Here is a 26,202-nt window from a genome sequence, read left to right as displayed (position 1 = left end):
ATGGAAGATCCTCGTCACGCACAAGGGCCTGCTAACAACGTCCTCGGCATCGGCCAGCGTATTTTAACCACGCTGGTCGGGATTGCCGAAACGCGCGTCCGGCTTGCAGTGGTCGAGCTGGAAGAGGAGAAAGCAAATCTCTTCCAGATGCTGCTGATGCTCGGCCTGACCATGCTCTTCGCCGCATTTGGTCTGATGAGCCTGATGGTGTTAATCATCTGGGCCATTGATCCGCAGTATCGACTCAACGCGATGATTGCCACCACCGTCGTTTTGCTGGTCGCCGCGTTGATTGGCGGCATCTGGACGCTGCGCAAAGCACGCAAGTCGACTTTCCTGCGCCATACGCGTCAGGAGCTGGCTAACGATCGCGCCCTGCTGGAGGATGACAAGCCGTGAGCGATAAAGCCGAACGTCAGAAGCGCAAAGCCTACCTGTTAAGTCAGATCCAGCAGCAACGGCTGGATCTTTCTGCCAGCCGTCGCGACTGGATTGACGCGACGCGGCGGTTTGACCGTGGCTGGAATACCTTTCTGAGCCTGCGTTCATGGGCGCTGGTCGGCAGTAGCGTCATGGCTATCTGGACGGTTCGTCATCCAAATATGCTCATCCGCTGGGCACGCCGCGGTTTTGGTGCCTGGAGCGCCTGGCGTTTGGTGAAAGCGACGTTGCGTCAGCAGCAGTTGAGGTAGCCTTCTCGCCGGGTGGCGGCTTCGAGGTAAAAGCAAAACGGTAACTCAGGTTACCGTTTTTTGTTTTTGCGCCCTCTCCCCGTGGGAGAGAGTTGGGGTGAGGGCACCAGCGCGTACCTGTTTTTACTCAATATCTTTGAAGAAGATTGACAGTTTTCCTTGCTAACAATTGTCACCCGCCCCGTTTATTATCCTCTCCATCGACAGCATATCCGCGGTATCTACCCGGAATTGCACACAAATAAAGTTCAGCCGCTGATGTGGTTTCCTGGAGAGTAAAATGAAAAAATTAGAAGATGTTGGTGTACTGGTAGCGCGTATTCTGATGCCAATCCTGTTTATCGTAGCGGGTTGGGGAAAAATCACCGGTTATGCGGGTACCCAGCAGTACATGGAAGCCATGGGCGTGCCGGGGTTCCTGCTGCCTCTGACCATTCTGCTTGAGTTCGGCGGCGGCCTGGCGGTTCTGTTCGGTTTCCTGACCCGTACCACCGCGCTGTTTACCGCGGGCTTCACCGTGCTGACAGCGTTCATCTTCCACAGCAACTTTGCGGAAGGCGTGAACTCTCTGATGTTCATGAAAAACCTGACCATCGCGGGTGGCTTCCTGCTGCTGGCAGTCACTGGCCCGGGCGCATACAGCATCGACCGCCTTCTGAATAAGAAGTGGTAAGCACGCTATACTGAATAAACACAAAGCGAGGAGACCTCTCCTCGCTTTTGCTATCTGACGGAGGAGAAAAAATGGGACAACTCGTAGACGGCGTCTGGCAGGATGTCTGGTATGACACAAAATCCACCGGAGGACGCTTTAAGCGCTCTGTTTCGGCCTTCCGTAACTGGCTGACCGCCGATGGCGCACCTGGCCCGAGCGGTGAAGGCGGCTTCGCGGCCGAGAAAGATCGTTATCATCTTTATGTTTCTCTGGCCTGCCCGTGGGCACACCGCACGCTGATTGTGCGCAAACTTAAAGACCTTGAATACCTCATTCCGGTTTCGGTGGTCAACCCGCTGATGCTGGAAAACGGCTGGACGTTTGACAGTGATTTCCCCGCCGCGACCGGCGACGATCTTTACCACCACGATTTCCTCTACCAGCTTTATTTGCGCGCCGATCCGCACTACACCGGACGCGTTACTGTCCCGGTACTGTGGGACAAGAAAAACCAGACGATTGTCAGCAACGAATCTGCGGAAATCATCCGCATGTTCAATACCGCGTTTGATGCACACGGCGCCCGCGCCGGGGACTACTACCCGGTTGAGCTGCGCGATAAAATTGACGAGCTGAACAGCTGGATCTACGACAACGTCAACAACGGTGTCTATAAAGCCGGGTTTGCGACCAGCCAGAAAGCCTATGACGACGCGGTCGGGAAAGTGTTTGAATCGCTGGAGCGTCTGGAGCAGATCCTCGGCCAGCATCGCTATCTGACAGGCGACCGCCTGACGGAAGCCGATATTCGTCTGTGGACCACGCTGGTGCGCTTTGATCCGGTCTATGTCACTCACTTTAAGTGTGACAAGCATCGTATCAGTGACTATCTGAACCTGTATGGTTTCCTGCGCGACATCTACCAGATGCCGGGCATAGCCGAAACGGTCGACTTCGACCATATCCGCACCCACTATTTCCGCAGCCACAAGACCATTAATCCGACGGGCATTATCTCCATCGGCCCGTGGCAGGATCTGGATGAGCCGCACGGTCGCGACGTGCGTTTTGGATAAATATCAAGGGCATCACCAGATGCCCTTTTTTAATTCACAATCTCCATCTATCCTTATCTCGATCGCTTAAAAAACAAGTGATTGACCGATTATTGAGGCAAGGAAAAATGGACTGGTATTTAAACGTACTGCGCAACTATATTGGATTTGGTGGCCGCGCCCGCCGCAAAGAGTACTGGATGTTCATTCTGGTGAACTTCATCTTCGCGCTGGTGCTAAGCATCGTGGATAAAATTCTGGGCTGGGAGTGGGCGAGCGGGGAAGGCGTTCTCACCTCAATTTACGGCTTATTTATTCTGTTGCCTTCCTGGGCCGTGCAGTTTCGACGCCTCCACGATACCGATCGTTCGGCGTGGTGGCTGTTGCTGCTGCTGATCCCGATCGTGGGATGGATTGTGATTTTGATCTTCAACTGCCAGTCCGGTACGCCGGGCGAAAACCGCTTTGGTCCGGATCCTAAGATCGCTGCGTAAATTATTGCCCGGTGGCGCTTACGCTTACCGGGCCTACACGCTTATTTGTTGTGGTGCGCAAAGAGTTTGGGTATTTCGCGCAGGCACCACGATTTGGCTTCGCCCATGCTGTCGCGGCGCCAGGCCATAATAATGTCCACTTCGCTGGTGTACTCCGGGCTCACAACGCGCAGACGCCCTTCCGCAATATCTTTTTCCACAAACGGATACGGCATGGTTGCCACGCCAAGCCCGGCCAGCAGCGCCTGTCGTTTGTCTTCCAGTGAAGTGACCGTCAGACGAGGCTGTTTATCCAGCAGCTGCACCGTCAGTACCGGACGTTCACGCGCGGTATCAGCGACCGCCACGCCGCGATACTTCACGCGCGTCACCTCAGAGAGCGGCTCTGGCTCCTGGTGAATCGGGTGATTGGGTGCGGCAACGTAAACGTTCATCACGCTGTAGAGCTTGCGCGAGTTGATTTCCGACGACGAGCGGAAGTGCATATCCGGCGCAATAACGATATCCGCCCTGCCCGTCTCCAGGCGCTCCCACGCGCCTGCCAGCACTTCGGTAATGATCGACAGCTGCGTGTTCGCTTTATCAGCCAGACGGTCAACCAGCGGGAACAGCGCTTCAGTAGGCACCAGCGCTTCGGTCACTAACGTCAGATGGGTTTCCCAACCGCGCGCCAGCGCTTCGGCATCGGTCGTTAACTTATCCGCCGCTTCCAGCAACACGCGACCGCGCTCCAGCAGCATTCGGCCCACGTTGGTGAATTTTGTTCGATGACCGGAGCGGTCAAACAGCACCACGTCCAGCTCCTCTTCCAGCTTCTGCATGGTGTAACTCAGCGCCGACGGAACGCGCCCCAGTTCATCAGCGGCTGCCGCAAAACTGCCGCGCCGGTCAATCGCGTCCATGACGCGAAGCGCCTCAAGCGTCAATGCTCTCTCTTTAGCCATCTCGTTCTCATTCAGGAAATTTGAACATACCGGGCAGAATATCTGGCTAACAATGCAGCGTCCATACCTTTACCATTGTTTTAGTGTAAAGAGAGGTCAAGTTTATGATTACGACAAGAACAGCTAAACAGTGCGGACAAGCCGATTTCGGCTGGCTGCAGGCCCGCTACACCTTTTCTTTTGGACACTACTTTGACCCTAAACTCCTCGGTTACGCTTCATTACGCGTGTTGAACCAGGAAGTGCTCGCCCCTGGCGCGTCCTTCCAGCCGCGTACGTACCCGAAAGTCGATATCCTGAACCTGATCCTGGAAGGCGAGGCAGAATACCGCGATAGCGAGGGCAATCATGTCCAGGCAAAGGCTGGCGAAGCGTTGTTAATTTCCACACAGCCGGGCATCAGTTACAGCGAGCATAACCTCAGCAAAGATAAAACGCTGACCCGTATGCAGTTGTGGCTGGACGCCTGCCCTGAGCGGGAAAACCCGCTGGTACAAAAGGTAGATTTAACGGGCGATAAGCAGCAGCTGATTGCGTCGCCTGATGGCAGCAAAGGCAGCCTGCAGCTGCGTCAGCAGGTATGGCTGCATCATATCGAACTGAAGAAAGGTGAGCAGGCGAGCTTCCAGCTTCATGGACCGCGTGCGTATTTACAGTCCATCCACGGTACGGTGCATGCGGTAACGCATACGGAAGAGAAAGAGGCGCTCACCTGTGGTGACGGGGCGTTTATTCGTGATGAAGCGAATATTACCCTGGAGGCCGATACGGCATTGCGGGCGCTACTGATTGATTTACCGGTGTAATTAACCTTACCCCTCTCCCAAACGGGAGAGGGGTATTCTTTACACCTTACTCGCCATAATCTCGATAATCTGCCGATCCGTTGCCTGCATCGAGCGGCACGCCAGTGCGCACAGGTTGGAAATAGACTGTTCCACATCGTGCGCCACAATCCCCTCATTGCCCGTTACGGCAGAATCGTCCAGCGCCATCATGACTGCTTTCCAGGCACTGTTGACGCTGGTGGAGACTTTCATCGCGCAGCTATTGGAGGCGCCATCACAGATCATCCCACTGACATCCCCGATCATACTGCCGATTGCCATCGCAACCGTCTTGTAGCTTCCGTCCATCAGCCACGCCATACCTGCCGCTGCGCCCATTGCCGCCGTCGTTGCTGCACACAATGCGGACAAGCGCGGAAGCTGGTAGTGGATATAAATGGCCGACAGATGTGAAAGCATCAGCGCCCGCGCCAGCCGCTCGTCGTCAGCCTGAACGTGTTCAGCCACAACAACAACCGGCATAGTCGCGGTGATCCCCTGGTTTCCTGACCCGGAATTACTCATCGCTGGCAGTGTCGCACCGCCCATGCGGGCATCCGAGGCCGCGCTGGTGCGGATAACAATATCTGAACCCAGATCCTGTGCCATCCATCCGCGGGTGCGCTGTTTATCGAGCGTCGCACCAATGTGCAACCCCCATTGCCCGCTGAGCCCTTCACGTGAGAGCGCATCGTTCAAACGCCCGGCATCAAGGATAAACCGGATCGCATCGAACGGGACCTGCTCGACAAACTCCAGGATCTGCGAAAGCGTCGTGGTTGACAGCACCGCCAGGGGGTCACTCCCTGCCTCTGCCTGTTGATCGTCCAGCCTGAAGCGCGTTTCGCCCTGACACACCACCTCCACCACACGGGTATGCCCGCCCGCGATAGTCACCATCGCCGAGGCATCACCGGCGTATACACAGGCTCGTGAATAGAGAATCTCTTCGCACGGTTCCTGAAGTTTCACCTGCACCTGACCGGCATTCAGCAGCGCTTTAGCCCGTACCAGCGCATCCGCGCTGGCATCTTTCAGTACCTCCAGCCCCGCCTGCGCATTACCACCGATGGCGCCCAGCGCCGCCGCAATCGGCAACCCGACCATGCCGGTACCCGGCACCGTTACGCCCAGCCCGTTCTTCATCAGGTTCGGCGATACCCACGCCTCAATCTGTGTTACGTCGCCTGACAGGTGCTCTGCGGCAATTGCACAAGCCAGCGCCAGAGAAACGGGTTCGGTGCACCCCAGTGCAGGTTTAACTTCTTCCTGCACCACGCGAATAAATTGATTCCATAAAGGATGAGTTTGCTCAGACATCGTTACGACCTTAATTACCCTCAGGAGAATGCGAGGAAAGGAGAAACACAAAGCAGCAGCCCGGTGATAACAATAATCACCAGCGACACGCCTTTATATTTATGCAGTGCTGGCACTTTATAGACCAGCCATGCAGGGATCAGGCAGCCCACCATGCCGAAGATAGGGCTACAAATGGAGGTGAAGCTCAATACCGGCGCGTTTAAGACAATCGCGCTCCAGGCCAGCAGAATGGCGAATAACATGATGCCGCGCTGGACGGTGCTTTCATTGATTTTCTCTGTTGGCATTTTGCGGCGTAGGACGTTCATCACGATCCCCTGCGTGGCCTCACGAAAGCCCAGATAGACGCCGAAGAATGCCGTCATCACGGCAAAGATATTGAGAATTACGCTGACGATTTTGACCCAGCCCGCACCGTCGCCGCTGATAAATTGCGCCGCGATCGCCAGGGCAGAGATATTCTGCTCGTAGGCTTTGACCGCTTCGTCGTGTCCCATTGCCAGGGTGAAAGAGACAGCGTAAAAGAAGACCGTCACAAACAGTACGCCAAAAGCGATATTCATTGCCCGCAATGCTTTGTGTCGCGCCACTTCAACGGACTTTTCCCGTGAGCGGTACGAGATAACCATCGGGCTTAAAGTCTGAATAAACAGAATGGAGGTTAAGGTAAAGGGCAACGTAATAATGGCGTTTTTAATCAGCAGACCCACCGGTGGCAGCATGCCCACATTGGCTAAATGCCAGAGGCCAATCATCGACAGCCCCAGCGCGGCAACCACGAATAGTTTGGTCAGCACCATCAGGCTGGAGACCTTAAACAGCAGCTTTTCACCGCGTGAAGAAATGGCGACCAGAATGCAGATCAGGAATAAACCGTAGAACGGATTGTCAGACAGCAACCCGTCGGTCACACCGAAAGTATGCAAATACGATGCGCTGTCGTTGGTGATGGCAGTGGAATAAACAAACATCCAGATCACCAGCATCACGAAATAGAGCGCACCTAATAGGATGCCCCAGTTTTTACCTAAGTAACCGCTAATTACGCTTGGGTAGTCTTTGCATTCCGGAGACTCCGCCAGCGTATTAATAAACAAACGCTGGAACAGATACATGGCCGGATAACCAATAATCGACGAGAGCAAAAAGACCCACAATCCCATTAATCCAACCTGCACAGGGAGAAAAACAATCCCCGCGCCAATGGCCATCCCGATACTCATGATGACCCACCCCGTGTCGGTGCTGTCGAATTTAATCGCTTCTCGCCACTCGCTTTCACTCATTCCCGCCCGCCTTGCCGCAGGGGAATCATTCACAATCACACTGCTGTTTGTTGCCGTATCCATTGGGTACTCGCTTATTTTGTAGGGTAAACAGTTGTTTTTATTAGATTCCGATCGCCAGCGATTGCGAGTCAGAGAATGCAGGTGTGTGTTATTGATGTGGGAAGATCATATCCGGAGCGAGGGAGAAAAAAGTCACAAGTTTTATGGGGATTTTCAAAGACTGGAGGAAAAATTTCTTTTTTTAATTCTTTAAATGCATAACTTTTCTAAAAGTGACGACGATCAAGAAATAAAAACCCGCGCCGTGCGCGGGTAGGAAATCACTCAGCCAGCGCGTTAGCCATATCGGTTTTGACCTGCTTACGCTGCTCCGGCGTCAGCACCTGGCTGACGTCAAAGTAATATTTCACTCGGTAGTAGCGCGCCTGCTGCTCAATCTTACTGAAGGCAGAGAGCTGGCTTTTCACCGGGCTTTCGTCCCATTTACCCGCCTGGAACATGTCGATCAGCGCACCGTCCTTCACGCCCGTCATTGGGATCTTGCTGACGTTTTGCTCCAGTTGCTGATGCAACTCTTTAATCTTATTAATCTGCTCATTGCTGAGCTTCAGGTGCTGTACCAGCGGATCCTGCGATGGAGACGGGGCTGCCTCAACGTTCGCGGCCTGCGCGGTAAAACTGCACACCGCCAACGACGCTGCAATCAAAGCAATACGGGTCATTTTCATCATCTTACTGTCCTTACATTTTGTTATTGGGAAAAGCAGGAACATTGTTTTTCAAGAGCGGATGAATATGTGTGAGTAATTATATAAACAATTTTGTATGTTTAGCGGGCAAAAAAGTGCCCCCTGCGTTGAGGGGGCATGTGAACACACTTTTAGATAGATTGAGTAAACGTCCTCGATATCACATCCTGCTGCTGCTCGCGCGTCAGGGCATTAAAGCGCACGGCATAGCCTGAAACACGAATGGTCAGATTCGGGTAATTTTCCGGATGCGCAATGGCGTCCAGCAGCATTTCCCGGTTCATTACGTTGACGTTCAGGTGCTGCCCGCCTTCAATGGCCGCTTCATGGTGGAAGTACCCGTCCAGCAGCCCCACCAGGTTGGTTTTGCGCACCAGCTCATCTTTGCCCAGCGCCTGCGGCACGATAGAGAAGGTGTAGGAGATCCCGTCCTTCGCATAGGTGAACGGCAGCTTGGCCACCGACGTCAGCGAGGCCACCGCCCCTTTTCTGTCACGGCCGTGCATCGGGTTCGCGCCAGGGGCAAACGGCGTGCCACCGCGGCGACCGTCCGGCGTATTCCCGGTCTTCTGACCGTAAACCACGTTGGAGGTAATGGTCAGAATAGACTGGGTCGGCACCGCATTGCGATAGGTCGGCAGCGCCTGAATTTTCTTCATAAAGCGCTCAACCAGGTCGCAGGCGATGCTGTCCACGCGGTCGTCGTTGTTGCCGTACTGCGGATAGTCACCTTCGATGACGAAATCAACCGCCAGACCGGTGTGGTCGCGCACCGGTTTCACCGTGGCGTATTTAATCGCGGAGAGAGAGTCCGCCGCGACCGACAGCCCGGCGATGCCGCAGGCCATGGTGCGATAGACGTCACGGTCATGCAGCGCCATCAGTGAGGCTTCGTAGCTGTACTTATCGTGCATGTAGTGAATGAGATTCAGCGCGCTGATGTACTGCACCGCCAGCCAGTCCATAAAGTGATCGAGGCTGGCCATCACGGTGTCGTAATCCAGCACCTCATCCAGCAATGGCGCGGTTTTCGGGCCGACCTGAATCTTCAGCTTCTCATCCACTCCGCCGTTGATGGCGTACAGCAGTGTTTTCGCAAGGTTGGCGCGGGCGCCAAAGAACTGCATCTGCTTGCCGATCACCATCGGGCTGACACAGCAGGCAATGGCGTAGTCGTCGCTGTTGAAGTCGACTCGCATCAGATCGTCGTTCTCGTACTGCAGTGAGGAGGTGACAATCGACACCTGCGCGGCATATTTCTTAAACGCAATCGGCAGCTGTTCAGACCAGAGGATCGTCAGATTGGGCTCCGGCGCAGGCCCCATGGTGTGCAGGGTGTGCAAATAGCGGAAGCTGTTTTTGGTCACCAGCGTGCGGCCGTCCAGCCCCATTCCGCCAATCACTTCCGTCGCCCAGATCGGATCGCCCGAGAAGAGCGTGTCGAACTCCGGCGTGCGCAGGAAGCGGACCATGCGGATCTTCATGATGAAGTGGTCGATCAGCTCCTGCGCCTGCACCTCATTTAGCCGTCCGGCCTGCATGTCGCGCTCAATGTAGATATCAAGGAACGACGCCGTGCGCCCCAGCGACATCGCCCCGCCGTTCTGGGATTTCACCGCCGCCAGGTAGGCAAAGTAGACCCACTGCACCGCTTCCTGCGCGTTCATCGCCGGACGCGCAATATCAAAGCCGTAGTTCGCCGCCATCTGCTGGATCTGGAGCAAAGCACGCTTGTGCTCCGCCAGCTCTTCACGCAGGCGGATCGTCGCTTCGAGATCGTCACCGCGTTCCAGCTTCGGCTGGAGATCCGCAAACTGCAGCTCACGCTCGCGCACCAGATAGGTGATGCCGTACAGCGCCACGCGTCGGTAGTCACCGATGATGCGCCCGCGTCCGTAACCGTCCGGCAGACCGGTCAGTACGCCGGATTTACGGCAGCGCATCATCTCCGGCGAGTAGACGTCAAACACACCCTGGTTATGGGTTTTACGCAGGTCGGTAAACAGGTATTCAAACTGCGGATCCATCTCGCGGCCATAGGCTTCAAACGAGCTGCGGATCATGTTGATCCCGCCATACGGATGCAGGGCACGCTTGAGCGGTTTATCGGTTTGCAGCCCGACGATCGTCTCCAGATCCTGATCGATATAACCCGGCCCGTGAGCGGTAATGGTGGTGGCAATGTTAGTATCAAAATCTACCGGGGCGTGGGTGGCATTCTCCTGACGAATGCCGACCATCACCTTCTGCCACAGCGCCGTCGTTGCTGGCGTCGCCTGCGCGAGGAAAGCTTCGTCGCCTTCATAAGGGGTGTAGTTATGCTGAATAAAATCGCGCACGTTGACGGCGTTTTTCCATTCTTCACCGCGAAAGCCAGCCCATGCGTCGCTGTAGGGCGCGACGCCTGTATCGATTGTTACGTTCATGTGTTTCTCGCTATATCAGGCGTAAGCCGCAGCCGGGGTGACCTTCCCAAGACGGAGGGCGTCCAGCGCGATCATTTTTTCTTCATTGGTAGGGACAACCGCGCAGACTACGCGGGAGGAATCGGTGCTGATGACGCGCTCGCCCGCGCTGCCCGGCAGGGCATTTTTAGCCTCGTCGAGGAGGATGCCGAAGACCTTCAGATGCTCCGCCACCAGCGCGCGGATCAGTTTCGAGTTTTCACCAATACCACCGGTAAAGATCACGCCATCCAGACGATGCAGCGATGCCGCGTGACCGGCGATATGCCGCGCAATCCGGTGGACAAAGGTGTGGATCGCCAGCTGCGCCCGTTGATTGCCCTCGTGCCAGGCTTTCTCCAGCGCGCGTAAATCGGAGGAGATGCCGGATATCCCCAGCAACCCGGACTCTTTGTTAACCACGCGCTCCAGCTCATCAAATGACTGGCCGGTTTGCTGGGCAATCCACGCCATCGCGCCAAAATCCACGTCGCCGCAGCGCGTGCCCATCACCAGCCCTTCCAGCGGCGTCATGCCCATGGAGGTATCGACGCTCTCACCGTTGCGCACCGCGCAGATGGAGGCCCCGTTACCAAGATGAGCAATCACCAGCCCGCTGTCGTCGGGGGACAGCCCGAGAAGCGTATGCGCCTGTCCGGCCACGTAACGATGGGAAGTGCCGTGAAAACCGTAACGCCGTACGCCCAGCGCTTCAAAATAGCGGTACGGCAAGCCGTACAGATACGCCTGAGGCGGCAGCGTCTGATGGAAGCTGGTATCGAATACCGCCACCTGCTGCACGCCCGGGAACAACCGCTCTGCGGCTTCCACGCCGCTTAAGTTGGCGTAGTTATGCAGCGGTGCCAGCGGGGAAACCTGACGGATCTGCTCAATCACCTCTTTCGTAATCAGGGTCGACTCGCTGAAGAGGTCGCCGCCGTGCGCAATGCGGTGGCCAATTAAGGCCACGCTGCTCATCAGGTTGCGCTTCTCCAGCTCCAGGGCGATGGCTGCCAGCGCCCCTTCGTAGTCCTGGTGAGCCAGTTTGACTGGCTCACCCCCGTTCACGGAAATAAAGGCCTTTTCGGTGTTAATACCGTCCGCAATGCCCGTCATCAGGGCCTCACAGCTGCTGGCGTCGAGCACCGAAAACTTAACAGAGGACGAACCGCAGTTAATAACCAGTACTACCGGAAACTCAATCATCATATGACTCCGCTCTTCCTGAGCTATGGGTTAGAACAGTTTGTAAACAATATTCAGAATGGTCAGCAGGCCCACAACCGTGACGAAGATGTTCTCGGGTTTGCCCTTATATTTCGCCATGGCTGGCGCTTTGCGGATGGCGTACATCGGCAGCAGGCACAGCAGAGAGGCGATGATCGGTGCGCCCATGGCTTCGATAAGGTCGAGAATGTTCGGGTTGGCATAGGCCACAACCCAGGTGGAGCCCATGATGAAGACCATGCTGATGGTGTTCAGCTTGCCAACGGAAACCTTCTTCTTATCCCCCTTATAACCGAACTTGAGGATCAGGCCGTTCAGCCCTTCCAGGGTGCCCAGATAGTGCCCAAAGAAGGATTTAAAGATAGCGACCAGCGCGATGATGGACGCACCGTATTCCAGCACCGTGGCAAACGTCGATTTGGTTCCCGACATGGAGGCAAAGTGGTTCGCCAGATAAGAGAGCACCGGAATGTTCTGCGCTTTGGCATCCGCCATGTTCTGCGGAGAGAGCGTAAACAGGCAGCTAAAGGCGAAGAACATCACTACGGCGACCATCAGCATGCTGGCGCGACCGATGATTTTGGAACATTTCTGCTCGGTAAACGCTTTACCGAACTCGGGCTCGTACTCTTCACGCTTGGAGACCACAAATGAGGAGACGATGGGCGAGAAGTTGAAGGAGAAGACCATGATGGAGATCCCCAGCCACACCGTGACCAGAATGCCGTCATGACCGGTAAAGGAAATATCGCTCAGGTTGACCTGGTCGATCACCGCCGAGTTCCAGTATGGGATCAGCGACAGGGAAATCAGCACCAGGCTGGCGATGAACGGGAACACCAGGAAGCTCATCACCTTCACCATCAGATCTTTACCAAACCAGATCACAAAGGCCATCAGCAGCAGCAGGAACAGCGCCACTACACCACAGTTCAGCGCAGGCAGCTGGAGCTGGTTTTCCCAGAACGTCATAAAGGTGTTGGTAATGGTCACGCCGTAAATCCACAGCAGTGGGCAAATGGCAAAGAAGTAGAGGAAGGTGATGACCACCCCACCGGTCTTGCCGAAGTGCTCTTCCACCGTTTCGGTAATGTTGCCGGAGACATTACTGCCGGACAGGCACAGACGCGCCAGCGCGCGGTGACAGTAAAATGCAATCGGGAACGCGAGGACCAGCATCAGCAGGATGGGGATCAACCCGCCAAAGCCTGCGCGAATAGGGAAGAACAGCACGCCTGCGCCAATGGCGGTTCCGAACAGGCCCAGCGTCCAGGTGGTATCAGACTTACGCCAGGAGGACGTTTTTGTCTGGCCAACGATAATGCTTTCTGTGTTGCTCATAGGTCACCTTTATGCGTCAACGAAGCCGGTAATTTGGGAAACACGGGAGAGATCGATATTGCCGCCGGAAATAATGCAGACGGTTTTTCGGCTCTGAATATAGTGGTCAAGTTTGCCGCTTAATAATGCCGCGCAGGCCAGCGCGCCAGCACCTTCCGTCACCACTTTATTTCGCTGAATAAGCGCAATCATGCTGTTGCGAATATCGTCTTCGCTCACCAGCACAATGTCATCAACCAGTTCGCGGACGATTTCGAAGATTAATTTACCCGGACGAGATACGTCGCAACCGTCAGCTAATGTACCGGTGACGCGATGGTTGGTGATTTCTCCGGCCTGGTATGATGCCGCCATCCCATGAACATTTTCAGACTGTACGCCAATAATATTAATGGTCGGGTTAATGGATTTAATGGCCGTTGCAATCCCGGCAATTAATCCGCCACCGCCGATGGGAACAATCACGTTATCCACATCATACAAATCTTCGAGAATTTCCAGGCCAATGGTGCCCTGTCCGGCGATCACTTTCGGATCGTCATACGGCGGGATAAAAATGCGCCCTTCCATCTCGACGATTTCACTCACTTTCGCGATGGTGTCATTGAAGTTCTCGCCGTGAAGCACCACTTCAGCCGAGTAGTCACGCGTCGCGGCTACTTTAGACTTTGGCGCGCCCATCGGCATCACCACTTTGCCGTCAATGCCGAGCATTGCACACGAGAGCGACACACCCTGCGCGTGGTTTCCCGCCGAGCAGGCGACGACGCCCTTACGCTTTTCAGCATCGGTCAGCGAGCTTAATTTATTAAACGCACCGCGAATTTTAAACGAGCCGGTACGCTGCATATTTTCAAACTTCAGGAATATTTCACCCTTACAGCGCTCGCTGAGATAATTCGAACGCGGCATGCCGGTTTTATAGATTTTACCCGCCAGGCGTTTTCTGGCGTCCTGAATATCTTCAATCGTTACCGGAAGGTCGTAGGTAATGTGCATAATATCCTCGTTATAATAATTCATTCTTTTCAGGCAAAGTCAGGGTATCAGAGCATAAAATTATCTCTGGGTGTTTTTTATAAAATGTTTATTGCTTCTAAGGAGATCAATATTTCATCGTCGTCTTTCACCGGTGAGTGAGGCATATTGTTTTGCCAGTTCAACCAATACTGACGCGGATTTTTTAATTCTGTAATTTTTCGACCACACGGCGGCATAACGCGCCACGGGTAATTCATCCTCTACCGGCAGAACAATAAATTGATCCGAGCCGAACGGAGCAATCATGTCGCGTGGAATCACCGTCAGATAATCGGCATTCAGGACAAGGTTATAAATGGTGACCACGGAATCGGTCTGGACGATGTTTTCAATACTGATGTGGTTGTCTTGCAGAGTGGTCAGAAGTTCTTTGTAGTAGCCCATATCGGTTTGCGGCATCACCCACTGCTCATGCGTGAGCGATGCCAGTGTCGTCGGGCCGGTGCACGTTCGTGATTTACTGGCGACCAGCACAAATTCTGACTCAAACAAGGGCTCGACGTGCAGATCCTGCAGCAGCATCTCATCACTCAGCGTGCCGATGGCGAAATCCAGCCGACCATCGCGAATGGCTGGCAGGAAAGAGGAGAGCTGGGCTTCATACATAGATACACGCGCTTTCGGGAACACTTCCTTGAATTTTTTGATCATTTCGGACAGGAAGGTGAAACCAATCAGTGATGGGTAGCCAAAGGAAACGTCCATCACGGTGCTGAAACTCAGGCTGTTGATCTCGCTCACCATGTTTTTCATTTCGCGGGTGATCGACTCTGAGTAGGAGAGCAGCACCTGGCCTGCGGCAGTCAGTTTTACGCCCGTGTTTTTACGCACCATGACTTCCACGCCGAAGTAGGATTCGATATCGCTGATGATTTTGCTGACGGCGGGTTGCGTCAGGCCCAGTTGTCTTGCAGCAGAACCTATGGAGCCACTTTTAATGACTTCCTGAAATACCACGAGGTGCTGTGTTTTCGGTAGAATAATAGTGTTCATAATATTCTGCGCTTATTTCCCTATGACGCAGCGGATTCTACCCAATATTGTTTCAGGGGGTATGTGCTGTTACTCACAATTTGCCTTCCCGCGTTATTCACCGGAACAACAAAAAACATAAAAAACCTTTATAATCAATTAAGTAAGCTTGTCAGATCACACCATTACGCTGATATCGATCAACAAAACTAACACTAATAAATTTATTTTATGGCGATAACCTGGATAAATTTTTCTGCGTTAATAAAATCAATAAAGACGATCTTTCAGGCAATTAAAGACCAATAAATAACCGTTATTCAGTTGAAACATTCTTTCAATTTATCAATTTTTACAGATGCTTTTAGGCTGGCTTTCGATAAAAAGAGGAATACGTCACACATTCGCAGGATGAATGTTTTTAAATGCAATATGTAGATATCAAACATGAAAACATATTGATTCATTAAGACAACAATCACAACAAATTAACAACACCGTGGATTAACCCCTTTTCAGCGCGAAATTTTGTGATAACGATCGCCTGTAGATTGCTTGAGGCCATTGAAGAGATAAAAACAGTGAAATGTGCTTAATGTCGCAAATATGAGAATTGATGTCGTTTGTGGGGTTGTCGGGTGGCGCAGCACTTAACCGACCTACAACCACCTGAAAGCAAAAACCCCGCCGAAGCGGGGTTTTTTAAAAAGTTGAAGCTGACCGATAAGCCGGGTTCTGTCGTGGACAGTCATTCATCTAGGCCAGCAATCGCTCACTGGCTCAAGCAGCCTACCCGGGTTCAGTACGGGCCGTACCATGTGAACCCCTATTTGGCCTTGCTCCGGGTGGAGTTTACCGTGCCACGGACTGTTACCAGCCGCGCGGTGCGCTCTTACCGCACCCTTTCACCCTTACCTGATCCCGCTTGCGCGGGCCATCGGCGGTTTGCTCTCTGTTGCACTGGTCGTGGGTTTCCCCCCCAGGCGTTACCTGGCACCCTGCCCTATGGAGCCCGGACTTTCCTCCCCTCCGCCCGTCTCCCCCGAAAGGGACGACGACGAAGCGGCGACTGTCTGGTCAGCTTCGGCGCGCAGTATAGAGGGTTTGCGCGCCGCTGTCACCTTCAGGTGCAGACAAGACGTAATTAACGCGCGACTTCTACCTTTGCCAGTTTTTCGTAGTAGCACGCAATCGCACTGTGATCGGCCATGCCCAGACCATCTGCACGCAACGCCTGCATCATCTCCATCACCGCCGCGGTCAGCGGCAGCTGTGCGCCTACACCGTGGGACGTATCGAGCGCGTTCGCCAGATCTTTAATGTGCAGGTCGATACGGAATCCCGGCTTGAAGTTACGGTCCATCACCATCGGCGCTTTGGCATCCAGGACGGTACTTCCCGCCAGACCACCGCGAATCGCCTGATAGACCAGGTCCGGGTTAACGCCCGCTTTGGTTGCCAGCGTCAGCGCTTCAGACATCGCGGCGATGTTCAGCGCCACAATGACCTGGTTCGCCAGCTTGGTCACGTTGCCCGCGCCAATTTCACCCGTATGCACCACGGAGCCTGCCATCGCTTTCATCAGGTCATAGTATTTATCGAAAATAGCTTTATCCCCGCCGACCATCACCGACAGCGTGCCGTCGATCGCTTTCGGCTCACCGCCGCTGACCGGCGCGTCCAGCATATCCACGCCCTTCGCTTTTAGCGCCTCGCTGATTTCACGACTTGCAAGCGGTGCGATAGAGCTCATATCAATCAGCACCAGGCCGGGCTTTGCGCCCTCAATGATGCCGTTCTCCCCCAGCGCGACCTCTTTAACATGCGGGGAGTTTGGCAGCATGGTAATGATGACATCGCACTGCTCAGCAATCGCTTTGGCGGTGGAGGCTGTTTCTGCGCCAGCCGCCATCACCTCGGCCACAGATTGCGGATTATGATCGGAGATCACCAGTGAGTAACCCGCTTTGATGAGGTTCTTACTCATTGGTTTACCCATGATCCCCAGGCCAATAAAACCCACTTTCAGCGTCATAACTGTTTCCTCAATGATGGTTATTTTTTAAAAGCGTCCGCTAATTTCTGCGTCGCTGAGCGGAACACCCCGAGATCGCTGCCGACGGCAACAAAGGTGGCTCCCCACTCCAGATAACGTCGGGCGTCGGCTTCAACCGGCGCCAGTATGCCGCTCGGTTTACCGTGTGCTTTGGCGCGAGCAAATATGTGCTGGATCGCACGCTGCACGTCAGGGTGGCTGGCATTGCCCAGGTGGCCAAAGGCGGCAGCCAGATCGCTTGGGCCGACAAAGATACCGTCCACACCGTTTGTGGCTGCAATAGCGTCGAGGTTATCAACCCCCTGCTGGCTCTCAATCTGCACCAGAACAGTGATGTTGCTATTGGACTGCGCGAAGTAGTCCGGCACGGTGCCGAACATGTTGGCGCGGTGTGAGACGGAGACGCCGCGGATCCCTTCCGGCGGGTAGCGCGTTGACGCCACGGCCAGCGCCGCTTGTTCCTGGGTTTCCACAAACGGGATGAGGAAATTGTAGAACCCGATATCCAGCAAACGTTTGACGATCACCGGGTCATTGGTTGGCACTCGCACCACCGGGGCGCTGGCGCTGCCTTTCAGGGCCATCAGTTGCGGAATAAAGGTGCTGATATCATTTGGCGCATGTTCGCCGTCGAGCACCAGCCAGTCAAAACCAGCAAGGCCCAGCACTTCAGTACTTATTGGGTTTGCCAGCGCAGACCAACAGCCAATCTGGATCTGGTGCGCCGCAAGGGCCGCTTTAAACGTATTCGGGAAGATATTGTTATTCATCACTTATACCTTTTTAATTCCGCAGTTTGAGCCGGGATTATTTATTGCGAAACACACTGTTTTTATATTTATTTCTCTGACTGAATGTTGGCAATATAAAATCGTCCTTCAGTATAATCGTCACTTCACAACAGCACATTGTTTTTATGCTCAAGTATTGCGCCTCATTTCAACGCCATTTTGAGCATATGCACAACGCTGTGGGCGCTAATGCACAGAATCAGGGATTAGTCAGCCTGACGCGATCGCGATCACATTTTTACCGGTCTTCTGCTGACATTCTTTATTTCCTCGAGAATAAAACGATTATCCAACGGGTTAAATTTACTATCTGACACTTTGCCGGAGAAATGTGAATAATGGCCGATATTGAAATTAGAGAGGCATCGCCGACGGCGTTTTATATAAAAGTTCACGATACGGATAACGTGGCGATTATTGTCAATGACAATGGCTTAAAAGCGGGAACACGCTTCCCGGACGGACTGAAGTTAATTGAACATATTCCCCAGGGGCATAAGGTCGCACTGGTCGATATTCCTGCCCATGGGGAGATCGTGCGTTACGGTGAAGTCATCGGCTATGCCGTTCGCGCAATTCCGCAGGGAAGCTGGATTGAGGAGTCGCTGGTTGAGCTGCCAAAAGCGCCACCGCTGAACACCCTGCCACTTGCCACCCGCGTACCGGAACCGCTTCCCCCACTGGAAGGCTATACCTTTGAAGGCTATCGCAATCCGGACGGCAGCGTCGGTACCAAAAATCTTCTTGGTCTCACCACCAGCGTACACTGCGTGGCGGGCGTGGTGGATTACGTGGTGAAAATCATCGAACGCGATCTGCTGCCGAAATACCCGAACGTCGATGGCGTGGTTGGCCTGAACCATCTCTATGGCTGCGGCGTAGCGATCAACGCGCCAGCGGCGGTCGTGCCGATCCGTACCATTCATAATATTGCCCTCAACCCGAATTTTGGCGGCGAGGTGATGGTGATTGGTCTGGGGTGCGAAAAACTCCAGCCTGAGCGTCTGCTGCAGGGTACCGAAGACGTCAAAGCCATTCCGGCAGACGAGGCCAGCATTGTACGCTTGCAGGACGAACGCCACATTGGGTTCCGGTCTATGGTCGACGATATTCTGCAGGTTGCCGAGCGTCACCTGGATAAGCTCAACCGACGCCAGCGCGAAACCTGCCCCGTGTCCGACCTGGTGGTGGGCACCCAGTGCGGCGGCAGCGATGCGTTCTCTGGCGTGACGGCCAACCCGGCGGTGGGCTTTGCGTCCGATCTGCTTGTTCGTTGCGGTGCGACGGTGATGTTCTCTGAAGTGACCGAAGTCCGTGATGCCATCCATTTACTGACGCCGCGCGCCGTCAATGAAGACGTGGGCAAGCGCCTGCTTGAGGAGATGGCCTGGTACGATAACTATCTCGACATGGGTAAAACCGACCGTAGCGCGAATCCGTCTCCGGGAAACAAAAAAGGGGGCCTGGCGAACGTCGTGGAAAAAGCCCTGGGTTCAATTGCTAAATCCGGCCAAAGCGCGATTGTGGAAGTCCTCTCTCCGGGACAGCGGCCGACCAAACGCGGCCTGATCTACGCGGCAACGCCTGCCAGCGATTTTGTTTGCGGCACCCAGCAGGTGGCATCCGGCATTACGGTACAGGTCTTTACCACCGGACGCGGCACGCCGTATGGCCTGATGGCAGTCCCGGTGATCAAAATGGCGACGCGCACCGAGCTGGCAAACCGCTGGTACGACTTAATGGATATCAACGCGGGAACCATCGCCACCGGAGAAGAGAGCATTGAGGACGTGGGCTGGAAGCTATTCCACTTCATTCTGGACGTGGCAAGCGGGCGCAAGAAAACGTTCTCGGACCAGTGGGGATTACATAACCAGCTGGCGGTGTTTAACCCGGCACCAGTGACGTGATGACTTCCCACCCTGCCCTCTCCCTACGGGGGAGAGGGCAAAAAAAACAGCGAACGGTCCCCTCTCCCGGTGGGTTAGGGTGAGGGGGAAACCAGCACTACATCAATCCCGCTTTTACGCAATCCATCCAGACTTTCCGCCGGAATGCCCTCATCGACAATAATCATATCAATCCTTTGCGTATCAATGATTTTATGCAGGCTTGAGCGGTTGAACTTGCTGGAATCAGTCACAACGATAATGCGCTCTGCCACCTCGCACATTTTGCGATTCAGACGCGCTTCATCCTCGTTATGCGTGCTCACGCCACGATCCAGATCGATGGCATCAACGCCCAGGAACAGCAAATCAAAGTGATAATTCTGTAAGGACTGTTCCGCCTGGTCGCCATAGAAAGACTGCGACTGACGACGCAAGTGGCCGCCGGTCATCAGCAGTTCCACCCCTTCCGCTTCCAGCAACGCATTCGCCACATTCATTCCATTGGTCATGGCAATGACATCCGTGTGCTGGCGCAGCATTCTGGCAATTTCAAAGGTCGTGGTGCCAGAGTCGAGAATAATGCGATGGCCCGGCTTCACCAGCGCGGCGGCGGCCTGAGCGATGCTGCGCTTGACCGCCGTATTGAGCGAACTTTTATCCTCAACGGAGGGCTCGATGCCGGGCACATTACCTTCACAAATTAGCGCCCCGCCGTAAGCGCGAACAGCGATGCCCTGCCTTTCCAGGAATGCCAGATCGTTACGGATCGTCACTGTCGATACGCCATATAAATGAGAAAGATCGTTAACCTGCACGCTTCCCTGCGCCCGCAACCGCTGAATGATCTGCTCTCGCCTTTCACTGGTACCGGTGACGCGCTTTTCTGCGGATGAATCGGAGCTATTCATATGAAGTCCTTAATCAATACACTTTCGTTTCATTTCGTTTTGCCTATTAACGCCTTTCTTTTTGTGGAATGCAAGCGCTGTCTGGGGGACATACGCAAACAAGCTCAACGCTGAAACCTTTCATTATGTTTCTTTTGTGAAACAGATCGGAAAACTATTATCTTTCGTTTTATTTTTACATCACCATAATGCAGGATTAAATGAAACAAAACGAAAGATTACTACCAACGCCATCCGAAATGGAGAGGAAAGTGAAACATCTGACAGAAATGGTGGAACAACATAAACGGGGGAAGGCAAACGGAATTTATGCCGTCTGTTCCGCACATCCACTGGTACTTGAAGCGGCCATTCGTTACGCCCAGTTACGCTGCACGCCACTGCTGATCGAAGCGACCTCAAACCAGGTGGATCAGTTTGGCGGCTACACCGGCATGACGCCCGCCGATTTTCACGGTTTCGTTAGCAGGCTGGCGGAGTTCCTTGGTTTTCCGACGTCACAATTGATCCTCGGCGGCGATCACCTGGGCCCAAACCGGTGGCAAAACCTGTCGGCTTTACAGGCGATGGCGAACGCCGACGATCTGATCAGAAGCTACGTCACTGCGGGGTTTAAGAAGATCCATCTGGACTGCAGTATGCCCTGCGAGGACGATCCGGTTCCCTTAACCGATGCCATCGTCGCTGAGCGCGCCGCGCGTCTGGCCAAAATTGCCGAAGACACCTGCCGGGCGAAATTTGGTGTAGCCGATCTGGTCTACGTTATTGGCACGGAGGTGCCGGTTCCCGGTGGTGCACATGAAACGCTGAGTGAACTTGAAGTCACCACGCCTGAGGCGGCGCTCGCCACGCTTGAAGCGCATCGCCATGCATTTGAGAAAGTGGGGTTGAACGACATCTGGCCACGCATTATCGGCCTGGTGGTTCAGCCTGGCGTGGAGTTCGACCACGCCCACGTCTGCGATTATCAACCGCAAAAAGCCATCGCCCTGAGTGAAATGGTTGAAACCTATGACACGCTGGTATTTGAAGCGCACTCCACTGACTACCAGACATCACAGGCGTTGCGCCAGCTGGTGAAAGATCACTTTGCAATCTTAAAAGTCGGCCCGGCCCTGACCTTTGCCCTGCGTGAAGCGCTGTTCTCACTGGCCGCCATTGAAGAGGAGCTGCTGCCAGCCAAAGCCAGCTCTGGCCTGCGTCACGTACTGGAAAACGTGATGCTCGATCGCCCCGAGTACTGGCAAAGCCATTATCACGGTGACGGCAACGCACGGCGGCTGGCACGGGGCTACAGCTACTCCGACCGCGTGCGCTATTACTGGCCAGACAGCGAGATTGACGATGCCTTTGAACGACTGGTCCGCAACCTGGATGACGAACCCATCCCGCTGCCGCTCATCAGTCAGTATTTGCCGTTGCAATACGGCAAAGTTCGCGAGGGCGCTCTCAAGTCGACACCGCGGGAACTCATCATTGACCACATTCAGGACATACTCCAGCAGTACCATGCCGCCTGCGAAGGCGTACCGACTCAACACGCATAATTAAAAAAGAGGAAAACACTATGCCAAACATTGTCTTATGCCGCATTGATGAACGCCTGATCCACGGACAGGTGGGCGTTCAGTGGGTAGGGTTTGCGGGGGCGAACCTGGTTCTGGTGGCAAATGACGAGGTTGCAGACGATCCGGTTCAACAGAACCTGATGGAAATGGTACTTGCGGAAGGGATCGCCGTGCGCTTCTGGTCTCTGCAAAAAGTTATCGACAACATTCACCGCGCCGCTGACCGCCAGAAGATTCTGCTGGTCTGTAAATCACCCGCCGATTTTTTAACGCTGGTAGAGGGCGGCGTGCCCATCACCCGTATTAACGTCGGAAACATGCATTACGCCAGTGGCAAACGGCAAATTGCCAAAACGGTATCTGTCGACGCGAACGATATCACTGCGTTCAACGGCCTGAAAGCGGCCGGGGTGGAATGCATCGTTCAGGGCGTTCCAACAGAGGCTGCTTTGGATCTCTTTAAACTGCTATGAGGGATTCACAATGGAAATCAGTCTGTTGCAGGCTTTCGCGCTGGGGCTTCTCGCCTTTATCGCGGGCCTGGATATGTTTAACGGGTTAACACACATGCACCGCCCGGTGGTACTGGGGCCACTGGTTGGTCTGATTCTGGGCGATCTGCATACCGGCATTCTGACCGGCGGCACGTTAGAGCTGGTCTGGATGGGTCTGGCGCCGCTGGCTGGTGCGCAACCGCCAAACGTGATTATCGGCACCATTGTCGGCACCACGTTTGCCATTACCACAGGCGTGAAACCGGATGTCGCCGTTGGGGTCGCTGTACCGTTTGCTGTTGCGGTACAAATGGGCATTACCTTCCTCTTCTCCGTGATGTCCGGCGTCATGTCCCGTTGCGATCGCATGGCGGCTAATGCGGACACGCACGGTATTGAACGGGTTAACTATCTTGCCCTGCTGGCGCTGGGTATCTTCTACTTTCTCTGCGCTTTTCTGCCAATTTACTTCGGTGCGGAGCACGCGAAAACCGCCATTGATGTCCTGCCGGAACGTCTGATAGACGGTCTCGGTGTTGCAGGCGGCATCATGCCAGCCATCGGCTTCGCCGTGCTGCTGAAGATCATGATGAAAAACGTCTACATCCCTTACTTCATTATCGGTTTTGTCGCTGCGGCCTGGCTGAAACTTCCGGTGCTGGCGATTGCGGCTGCTGCGCTGGCGATGGCGCTGATCGACCTGATGCGTAAATCACCTGAACCGACTGCGTCAACGGCCCAGAAAGAGGAATTCGAAGATGGCATCTAATCAAACCACTCTGCCAGGCGTGTCTGAAAGTGAAGAGACCCTGCTCACCGGCGTAAACGAAAACATCTATGAAGACCAGAGCATCGGTGCCGAACTGACGAAAAAGGACATTAACCGTGTCGCATGGCGCTCCATGCTATTACAGGCCTCGTTTAACTACGAGCGTATGCAGGCCTCCGGCTGGCTGTATGGATTACTGCCTGGGCTGAAAAAGATCCACACCAACAAGCGGGACCTGGCGCGGGCGATGAAAGGCCACATGGGGTTCTTTAATACCCATCCGTTCCTGGTCACCTTTGTTATCGGCATCATTCTGGCGATGGAGCGCTCCAAGCAGGATGTGAACAGCATCCAGAGCACCAAAATTGCCGTGGGCGCGCCGCTCGGCGGCATTGGCGATGCCATGTTCTGGCTCACGCTGCTGCCCATCTGCGGCGGTATTGGTGCCAGCCTGGCGCTACAGGGTTCGATTCTGGGTGCGGTGATCTTTATCGTGCTGTTTAACGTGGTGCACCTCGGCCTGCGCTTTGGTCTGGCGCACTACGCCTACCGGATGGGCGTTGCCGCGATCCCGTTGATTAAAGCCAACACCAAAAAGGTCGGCCACGCTGCGTCTATCGTCGGGATGACGGTGATCGGCGCGCTGGTAGCAACCTATGTGCGCCTGAATACCACGCTTGAAATCAAAGCCGGGGATGCGGTTGTCAAACTGCAAGCCGACGTCATCGACAAGCTGATGCCCGCATTTCTGCCGCTGGTCTATACCCTGACCATGTTCTGGCTGGTGCGTCGTGGCTGGAGCCCGCTGCGCCTGATTGGTATCACCGTGGTGCTGGGCGTTGTCGGTAAATTCTGTCACTTCCTGTAAAAGCAAAGAGGTCGCGATGTTAGGCATCATTTTGACGGGTCACGGTGGGTTTGCCAGCGGACTTGAACAGGCGATGAAGCAGATCCTCGGCGAGCAGCCGCAGTTTATCGCCATCGATTTCCCGGAAACCTCCTCGACTGCGCGGCTAACCGCGCAGCTTGAGCAGGCGGTAACTGAACTGGATCCCCAGTACGATATCGTGTTTCTTACCGATCTGCTCGGCGGTACGCCGTTTCGCGTAGCGTCAACGCTTGCGATGCAAAAGCCGGGAAGGGAAGTGATCACCGGCACCAACCTGCAACTTCTGCTGGAAATGGTGCTGGAACGCGACGGGTTAAGTAGCGAAGCGTTTCGTCTGCAGGCGCTCGCGTGTGGCCATCGCGGCCTGACCAGCCTGGTGGATGAGCTTGGGCGCTGTCATGAGGAAGCCCCTGCAGAGGAAGGGATATGAGCCAGCTGCTGCGCGCGCGACGGATCCTTACCGAACAGGGCTGGCTGGACGACCACCAGCTACGCATTGAAAGCAGTGCGGTTGCGGCGATTGAACCCATCCCGGCGGGCGTTACGACGCGGGATGCGGAGCTGCTTTGCCCGGCCTATATCGACACGCACGTCCACGGCGGCGCTGGCGTGGACGTCATGGATGATGCGCCCGGCGTGCTGGACACCCTGGCAATGCATAAAGCCCGCGAAGGCGTGGGCGCATTTCTGCCCACCACCGTGACCGCGCCGCTGAAGGCAATCCACGCCGCGCTGATGCGTATCGCCCGGCGCAGTCAGTCCGGCGGCTCGGGCGCGCAGATCCTGGGCAGCTATCTGGAAGGACCGTACTTTACGCCGCAGAACAAAGGGGCGCATCCGCCGGAGCTGTTCCGGGAGCTGGATATCGTCGAGCTGGACAGGCTGGCTGACGTTTCACAGGGCACGCTACGGGTGATGGCGCTCGCGCCAGAAAAACCCGGCGCGCTGCAGGCGATTCGCCATCTTAAACAGCGCGGGATACGCGTGATGCTGGGCCACGGCGCTGCCACGTACCGGCAAACACTTGCCGCGTTTGATGCGGGTGCCGACGGGCTGGTTCACTGCTACAACGGCATGACGGGGCTGCACCACAGAGAGCCCGGAATGGTCGGCGCAGGGCTTACGGACAAACGGGCGTGGCTGGAGCTGATTGCCGACGGGCACCACGTCCATCCGGGGGCGATGCGCTTATGCTGCTGCTGCGCGCAGGAGCGCGTGGTGCTGATTACCGATGCAATGGAGGCGGCAGGTATGCCGGACGGACGGTATACGCTTTGTGGCGAAGAGGTCTCGATGCAAAACGGTGTGGTTCGAACCGGCTCCGGCGGGCTGGCGGGCAGCACGCTGTCGCTGGATGCCGCGGTCAGGAATATGGTGGAGTATGCGGGCGTAACCGCCGAAGACGCTATCCATATGGCCTCGCTGCACCCTGCCCGGCTGTTGGGCGTTGACGGTCAGCTAGGATCCTTAGCCCCGGGTAAACGCGCCAATATCATTGCGCTGGACGGGGGTTTACACCTCCAGCAGATCTGGATTCAGGGACAGGCTCTCTCCCTTTAGCCCTTTCATTGTGTCTCCTGTTGGCCTTACGGCACCCGATCGTAAGGCCTTTCTTTTCCTTTCCTTAACTCTTCCCTTTCCTTTCACGATCACACTTTTCGTTTTATTTCTTTTATTTCATTGAAGTTTCGATTTCTTTTCTATAGATTTTATTTAACTGCTTAAGTGAACAAGTGAAACGAAACGAAAGATAGCGACACGATTGCCAGCGTCTGATGTGGA

Annotated in this window: 25 protein-coding genes and 1 other RNA gene; 13 read left to right on the top strand and 13 right to left on the bottom strand. The window is 54.8% G+C overall.

Features of this window, described 5'->3' with window-relative positions; genetic code table 11:
• From O1723_RS03115 to O1723_RS03095, 5 genes are all read left to right on the top strand, one after another.
• The gene (locus tag O1723_RS03115) at positions 1-399 is read left to right on the top strand and encodes a phage holin family protein (RefSeq protein ID WP_014885329.1); all 399 of its coding nucleotides are present in this window, start codon (positions 1-3) and stop codon (positions 397-399) included.
• Complete coding sequence (locus O1723_RS03110) at positions 396-692, top strand: YqjK-like family protein (protein WP_014885330.1); 297 nt, start codon at positions 396-398, stop codon at positions 690-692. Before O1723_RS03115 ends, O1723_RS03110 begins: the two co-directional genes overlap by 4 nt.
• A 280-nt stretch (positions 693-972) precedes the next feature.
• The gene (locus O1723_RS03105; RefSeq protein WP_014885331.1) at positions 973-1,365 is read left to right on the top strand and encodes a DoxX family protein; all 393 of its coding nucleotides are present in this window, start codon (positions 973-975) and stop codon (positions 1,363-1,365) included.
• 71 nt (positions 1,366-1,436) lie between these two features.
• Positions 1,437-2,423 (top strand): glutathione S-transferase family protein, encoded by a 987-nt coding sequence (locus O1723_RS03100; protein ID WP_023337837.1) that lies wholly within the window; start codon positions 1,437-1,439, stop codon positions 2,421-2,423.
• 107 nt (positions 2,424-2,530) lie between these two features.
• Complete coding sequence (locus O1723_RS03095; RefSeq protein WP_014885333.1) at positions 2,531-2,896, top strand: DUF805 domain-containing protein; 366 nt, start codon at positions 2,531-2,533, stop codon at positions 2,894-2,896.
• Positions 2,897-2,937: 41 nt separating this feature from the next.
• Here the strand turns inward: O1723_RS03095 and O1723_RS03090 are convergent, their stop codons facing one another.
• Positions 2,938-3,840: a LysR family transcriptional regulator gene (locus O1723_RS03090; protein WP_014885334.1), complete on the bottom strand. Its 903-nt coding sequence runs from the start codon at positions 3,838-3,840 to the stop codon at positions 2,938-2,940.
• A 104-nt stretch (positions 3,841-3,944) separates the two neighbouring features.
• On the opposite strand from O1723_RS03090, the gene O1723_RS03085 reads away from it, so the two are divergent.
• Positions 3,945-4,646 (top strand): pirin family protein, encoded by a 702-nt coding sequence (locus O1723_RS03085; protein ID WP_014885335.1) that lies wholly within the window; start codon positions 3,945-3,947, stop codon positions 4,644-4,646.
• A gap of 39 nt (positions 4,647-4,685) precedes the next feature.
• On the opposite strand, the gene O1723_RS03080 is transcribed toward O1723_RS03085, so the two are convergent.
• The 11 genes from O1723_RS03080 to garL form a co-directional block, all read right to left on the bottom strand.
• On the bottom strand, positions 4,686-5,987 hold the full coding sequence (locus tag O1723_RS03080) for an L-cysteine desulfidase family protein (RefSeq protein WP_014885336.1): 1,302 nt from the start codon (positions 5,985-5,987) through the stop codon (positions 4,686-4,688).
• Between the two features lie 20 nt (positions 5,988-6,007).
• Complete coding sequence (locus O1723_RS03075; protein WP_014885337.1) at positions 6,008-7,339, bottom strand: SLC5/6 family protein; 1,332 nt, start codon at positions 7,337-7,339, stop codon at positions 6,008-6,010.
• Positions 7,340-7,599: 260 nt separating this feature from the next.
• Entirely contained in the window at positions 7,600-8,010 is a 411-nt protein-coding gene (locus O1723_RS03070) for a Spy/CpxP family protein refolding chaperone (RefSeq protein ID WP_023337838.1), read from the bottom strand.
• Between the two features lie 149 nt (positions 8,011-8,159).
• Positions 8,160-10,454, bottom strand: coding sequence for a formate C-acetyltransferase (gene pflB / locus O1723_RS03065; RefSeq protein ID WP_014885341.1), 2,295 nt, complete (start codon positions 10,452-10,454; stop codon positions 8,160-8,162).
• Between the two features lie 15 nt (positions 10,455-10,469).
• A complete protein-coding gene (gene tdcD / locus O1723_RS03060) occupies positions 10,470-11,678 on the bottom strand; it encodes a propionate kinase (protein ID WP_014885342.1) in 1,209 nt (402 codons plus the stop codon).
• Between the two features lie 30 nt (positions 11,679-11,708).
• The gene (tdcC, locus tag O1723_RS03055; protein WP_248191317.1) at positions 11,709-13,040 is read right to left on the bottom strand and encodes a threonine/serine transporter TdcC; all 1,332 of its coding nucleotides are present in this window, start codon (positions 13,038-13,040) and stop codon (positions 11,709-11,711) included.
• A gap of 9 nt (positions 13,041-13,049) precedes the next feature.
• The gene (gene tdcB, locus O1723_RS03050; protein ID WP_248191318.1) at positions 13,050-14,039 is read right to left on the bottom strand and encodes a bifunctional threonine ammonia-lyase/L-serine ammonia-lyase TdcB; all 990 of its coding nucleotides are present in this window, start codon (positions 14,037-14,039) and stop codon (positions 13,050-13,052) included.
• Positions 14,040-14,153: 114 nt separating this feature from the next.
• Entirely contained in the window at positions 14,154-15,074 is a 921-nt protein-coding gene (tdcA, locus tag O1723_RS03045; RefSeq protein ID WP_014885345.1) for a transcriptional regulator TdcA, read from the bottom strand.
• 687 nt (positions 15,075-15,761) lie between these two features.
• Positions 15,762-16,138: RNase P RNA component class A (gene rnpB / locus O1723_RS03040), an RNA gene on the bottom strand.
• A gap of 59 nt (positions 16,139-16,197) precedes the next feature.
• Complete coding sequence (gene garR / locus O1723_RS03035; RefSeq protein WP_014885346.1) at positions 16,198-17,088, bottom strand: 2-hydroxy-3-oxopropionate reductase; 891 nt, start codon at positions 17,086-17,088, stop codon at positions 16,198-16,200.
• A 20-nt stretch (positions 17,089-17,108) separates the two neighbouring features.
• Positions 17,109-17,879 carry a 2-dehydro-3-deoxyglucarate aldolase gene (garL, locus tag O1723_RS03030; RefSeq protein WP_023337841.1) on the bottom strand — a complete coding sequence of 257 codons (771 nt, stop codon included), beginning with the start codon at positions 17,877-17,879 and terminating at the stop codon, positions 17,109-17,111.
• Positions 17,880-18,238: 359 nt separating this feature from the next.
• Here garL and garD point away from each other — a divergent pair, with 359 nt between their 5' ends.
• Positions 18,239-19,810: a galactarate dehydratase gene (gene garD, locus O1723_RS03025; RefSeq protein ID WP_023337842.1), complete on the top strand. Its 1,572-nt coding sequence runs from the start codon at positions 18,239-18,241 to the stop codon at positions 19,808-19,810.
• Between the two features lie 74 nt (positions 19,811-19,884).
• Here garD and O1723_RS03020 read toward each other — a convergent pair whose 3' ends face one another.
• On the bottom strand, positions 19,885-20,700 hold the full coding sequence (locus O1723_RS03020) for a DeoR family transcriptional regulator (protein ID WP_023337843.1): 816 nt from the start codon (positions 20,698-20,700) through the stop codon (positions 19,885-19,887).
• 251 nt (positions 20,701-20,951) lie between these two features.
• Between O1723_RS03020 and kbaZ the strand changes: the two genes are divergently transcribed.
• Genes kbaZ through nagA form a run of 6 tightly spaced genes read left to right on the top strand, consistent with a single transcriptional unit; the run spans position 20,952 to position 25,980 of the window.
• On the top strand, positions 20,952-22,247 hold the full coding sequence (kbaZ, locus tag O1723_RS03015) for a tagatose-bisphosphate aldolase subunit KbaZ (protein ID WP_248191014.1): 1,296 nt from the start codon (positions 20,952-20,954) through the stop codon (positions 22,245-22,247).
• 20 nt (positions 22,248-22,267) lie between these two features.
• Entirely contained in the window at positions 22,268-22,741 is a 474-nt protein-coding gene (gene agaV / locus O1723_RS03010) for a PTS N-acetylgalactosamine transporter subunit IIB (protein ID WP_023331375.1), read from the top strand.
• 10 nt (positions 22,742-22,751) lie between these two features.
• Positions 22,752-23,531, top strand: a complete 780-nt coding sequence (gene agaW / locus O1723_RS03005) for a PTS N-acetylgalactosamine transporter subunit IIC (RefSeq protein ID WP_023331376.1) — start codon at positions 22,752-22,754, stop codon at positions 23,529-23,531.
• Positions 23,521-24,399 carry a PTS N-acetylgalactosamine transporter subunit IID gene (gene agaE, locus O1723_RS03000; RefSeq protein WP_023337845.1) on the top strand — a complete coding sequence of 293 codons (879 nt, stop codon included), beginning with the start codon at positions 23,521-23,523 and terminating at the stop codon, positions 24,397-24,399. The genes agaW and agaE overlap by 11 nt, the downstream gene beginning before the upstream one ends.
• A 16-nt stretch (positions 24,400-24,415) precedes the next feature.
• Positions 24,416-24,850: a PTS galactosamine/N-acetylgalactosamine transporter subunit IIA gene (agaF, locus tag O1723_RS02995; protein ID WP_023337846.1), complete on the top strand. Its 435-nt coding sequence runs from the start codon at positions 24,416-24,418 to the stop codon at positions 24,848-24,850.
• Positions 24,847-25,980 carry an N-acetylglucosamine-6-phosphate deacetylase gene (nagA, locus tag O1723_RS02990; RefSeq protein ID WP_023337847.1) on the top strand — a complete coding sequence of 378 codons (1,134 nt, stop codon included), beginning with the start codon at positions 24,847-24,849 and terminating at the stop codon, positions 25,978-25,980. Before agaF ends, nagA begins: the two co-directional genes overlap by 4 nt.
• Positions 25,981-26,202 lie beyond the last annotated feature (222 nt).

This window comes from Enterobacter cloacae complex sp. HYC080_NIDB (assembly GCF_056673325.1).
Note: the sequence above shows the minus strand (reverse complement) of the source record. Positions and strands in the feature narration are given on the sequence as shown.

Coding starts and splice junctions, on each gene's coding strand:
- garR (WP_014885346.1), bottom strand. CDS start 17,088: ATGACGCTGAAAGTGGGTTTTATTGGCCTGGGGATCATGGGTAAACCA.
- tdcC (WP_248191317.1), bottom strand. CDS start 13,040: ATGAGCAACACAGAAAGCATTATCGTTGGCCAGACAAAAACGTCCTCC.
- tdcA (WP_014885345.1), bottom strand. CDS start 15,074: ATGAACACTATTATTCTACCGAAAACACAGCACCTCGTGGTATTTCAG.
- O1723_RS03105 (WP_014885331.1), top strand. CDS start 973: ATGAAAAAATTAGAAGATGTTGGTGTACTGGTAGCGCGTATTCTGATG.
- garD (WP_023337842.1), top strand. CDS start 18,239: ATGGCCGATATTGAAATTAGAGAGGCATCGCCGACGGCGTTTTATATA.
- O1723_RS03070 (WP_023337838.1), bottom strand. CDS start 8,010: ATGATGAAAATGACCCGTATTGCTTTGATTGCAGCGTCGTTGGCGGTG.
- O1723_RS03090 (WP_014885334.1), bottom strand. CDS start 3,840: ATGGCTAAAGAGAGAGCATTGACGCTTGAGGCGCTTCGCGTCATGGAC.
- O1723_RS03085 (WP_014885335.1), top strand. CDS start 3,945: ATGATTACGACAAGAACAGCTAAACAGTGCGGACAAGCCGATTTCGGC.
- O1723_RS03100 (WP_023337837.1), top strand. CDS start 1,437: ATGGGACAACTCGTAGACGGCGTCTGGCAGGATGTCTGGTATGACACA.
- O1723_RS03115 (WP_014885329.1), top strand. CDS start 1: ATGGAAGATCCTCGTCACGCACAAGGGCCTGCTAACAACGTCCTCGGC.
- O1723_RS03095 (WP_014885333.1), top strand. CDS start 2,531: ATGGACTGGTATTTAAACGTACTGCGCAACTATATTGGATTTGGTGGC.
- agaE (WP_023337845.1), top strand. CDS start 23,521: ATGGCATCTAATCAAACCACTCTGCCAGGCGTGTCTGAAAGTGAAGAG.
- pflB (WP_014885341.1), bottom strand. CDS start 10,454: ATGAACGTAACAATCGATACAGGCGTCGCGCCCTACAGCGACGCATGG.
- O1723_RS03080 (WP_014885336.1), bottom strand. CDS start 5,987: ATGTCTGAGCAAACTCATCCTTTATGGAATCAATTTATTCGCGTGGTG.
- O1723_RS03020 (WP_023337843.1), bottom strand. CDS start 20,700: ATGAATAGCTCCGATTCATCCGCAGAAAAGCGCGTCACCGGTACCAGT.
- tdcD (WP_014885342.1), bottom strand. CDS start 11,678: ATGATTGAGTTTCCGGTAGTACTGGTTATTAACTGCGGTTCGTCCTCT.
- nagA (WP_023337847.1), top strand. CDS start 24,847: ATGAGCCAGCTGCTGCGCGCGCGACGGATCCTTACCGAACAGGGCTGG.
- agaV (WP_023331375.1), top strand. CDS start 22,268: ATGCCAAACATTGTCTTATGCCGCATTGATGAACGCCTGATCCACGGA.
- garL (WP_023337841.1), bottom strand. CDS start 17,879: ATGAATAACAATATCTTCCCGAATACGTTTAAAGCGGCCCTTGCGGCG.
- agaW (WP_023331376.1), top strand. CDS start 22,752: ATGGAAATCAGTCTGTTGCAGGCTTTCGCGCTGGGGCTTCTCGCCTTT.
- tdcB (WP_248191318.1), bottom strand. CDS start 14,039: ATGCACATTACCTACGACCTTCCGGTAACGATTGAAGATATTCAGGAC.
- agaF (WP_023337846.1), top strand. CDS start 24,416: ATGTTAGGCATCATTTTGACGGGTCACGGTGGGTTTGCCAGCGGACTT.
- O1723_RS03075 (WP_014885337.1), bottom strand. CDS start 7,339: ATGGATACGGCAACAAACAGCAGTGTGATTGTGAATGATTCCCCTGCG.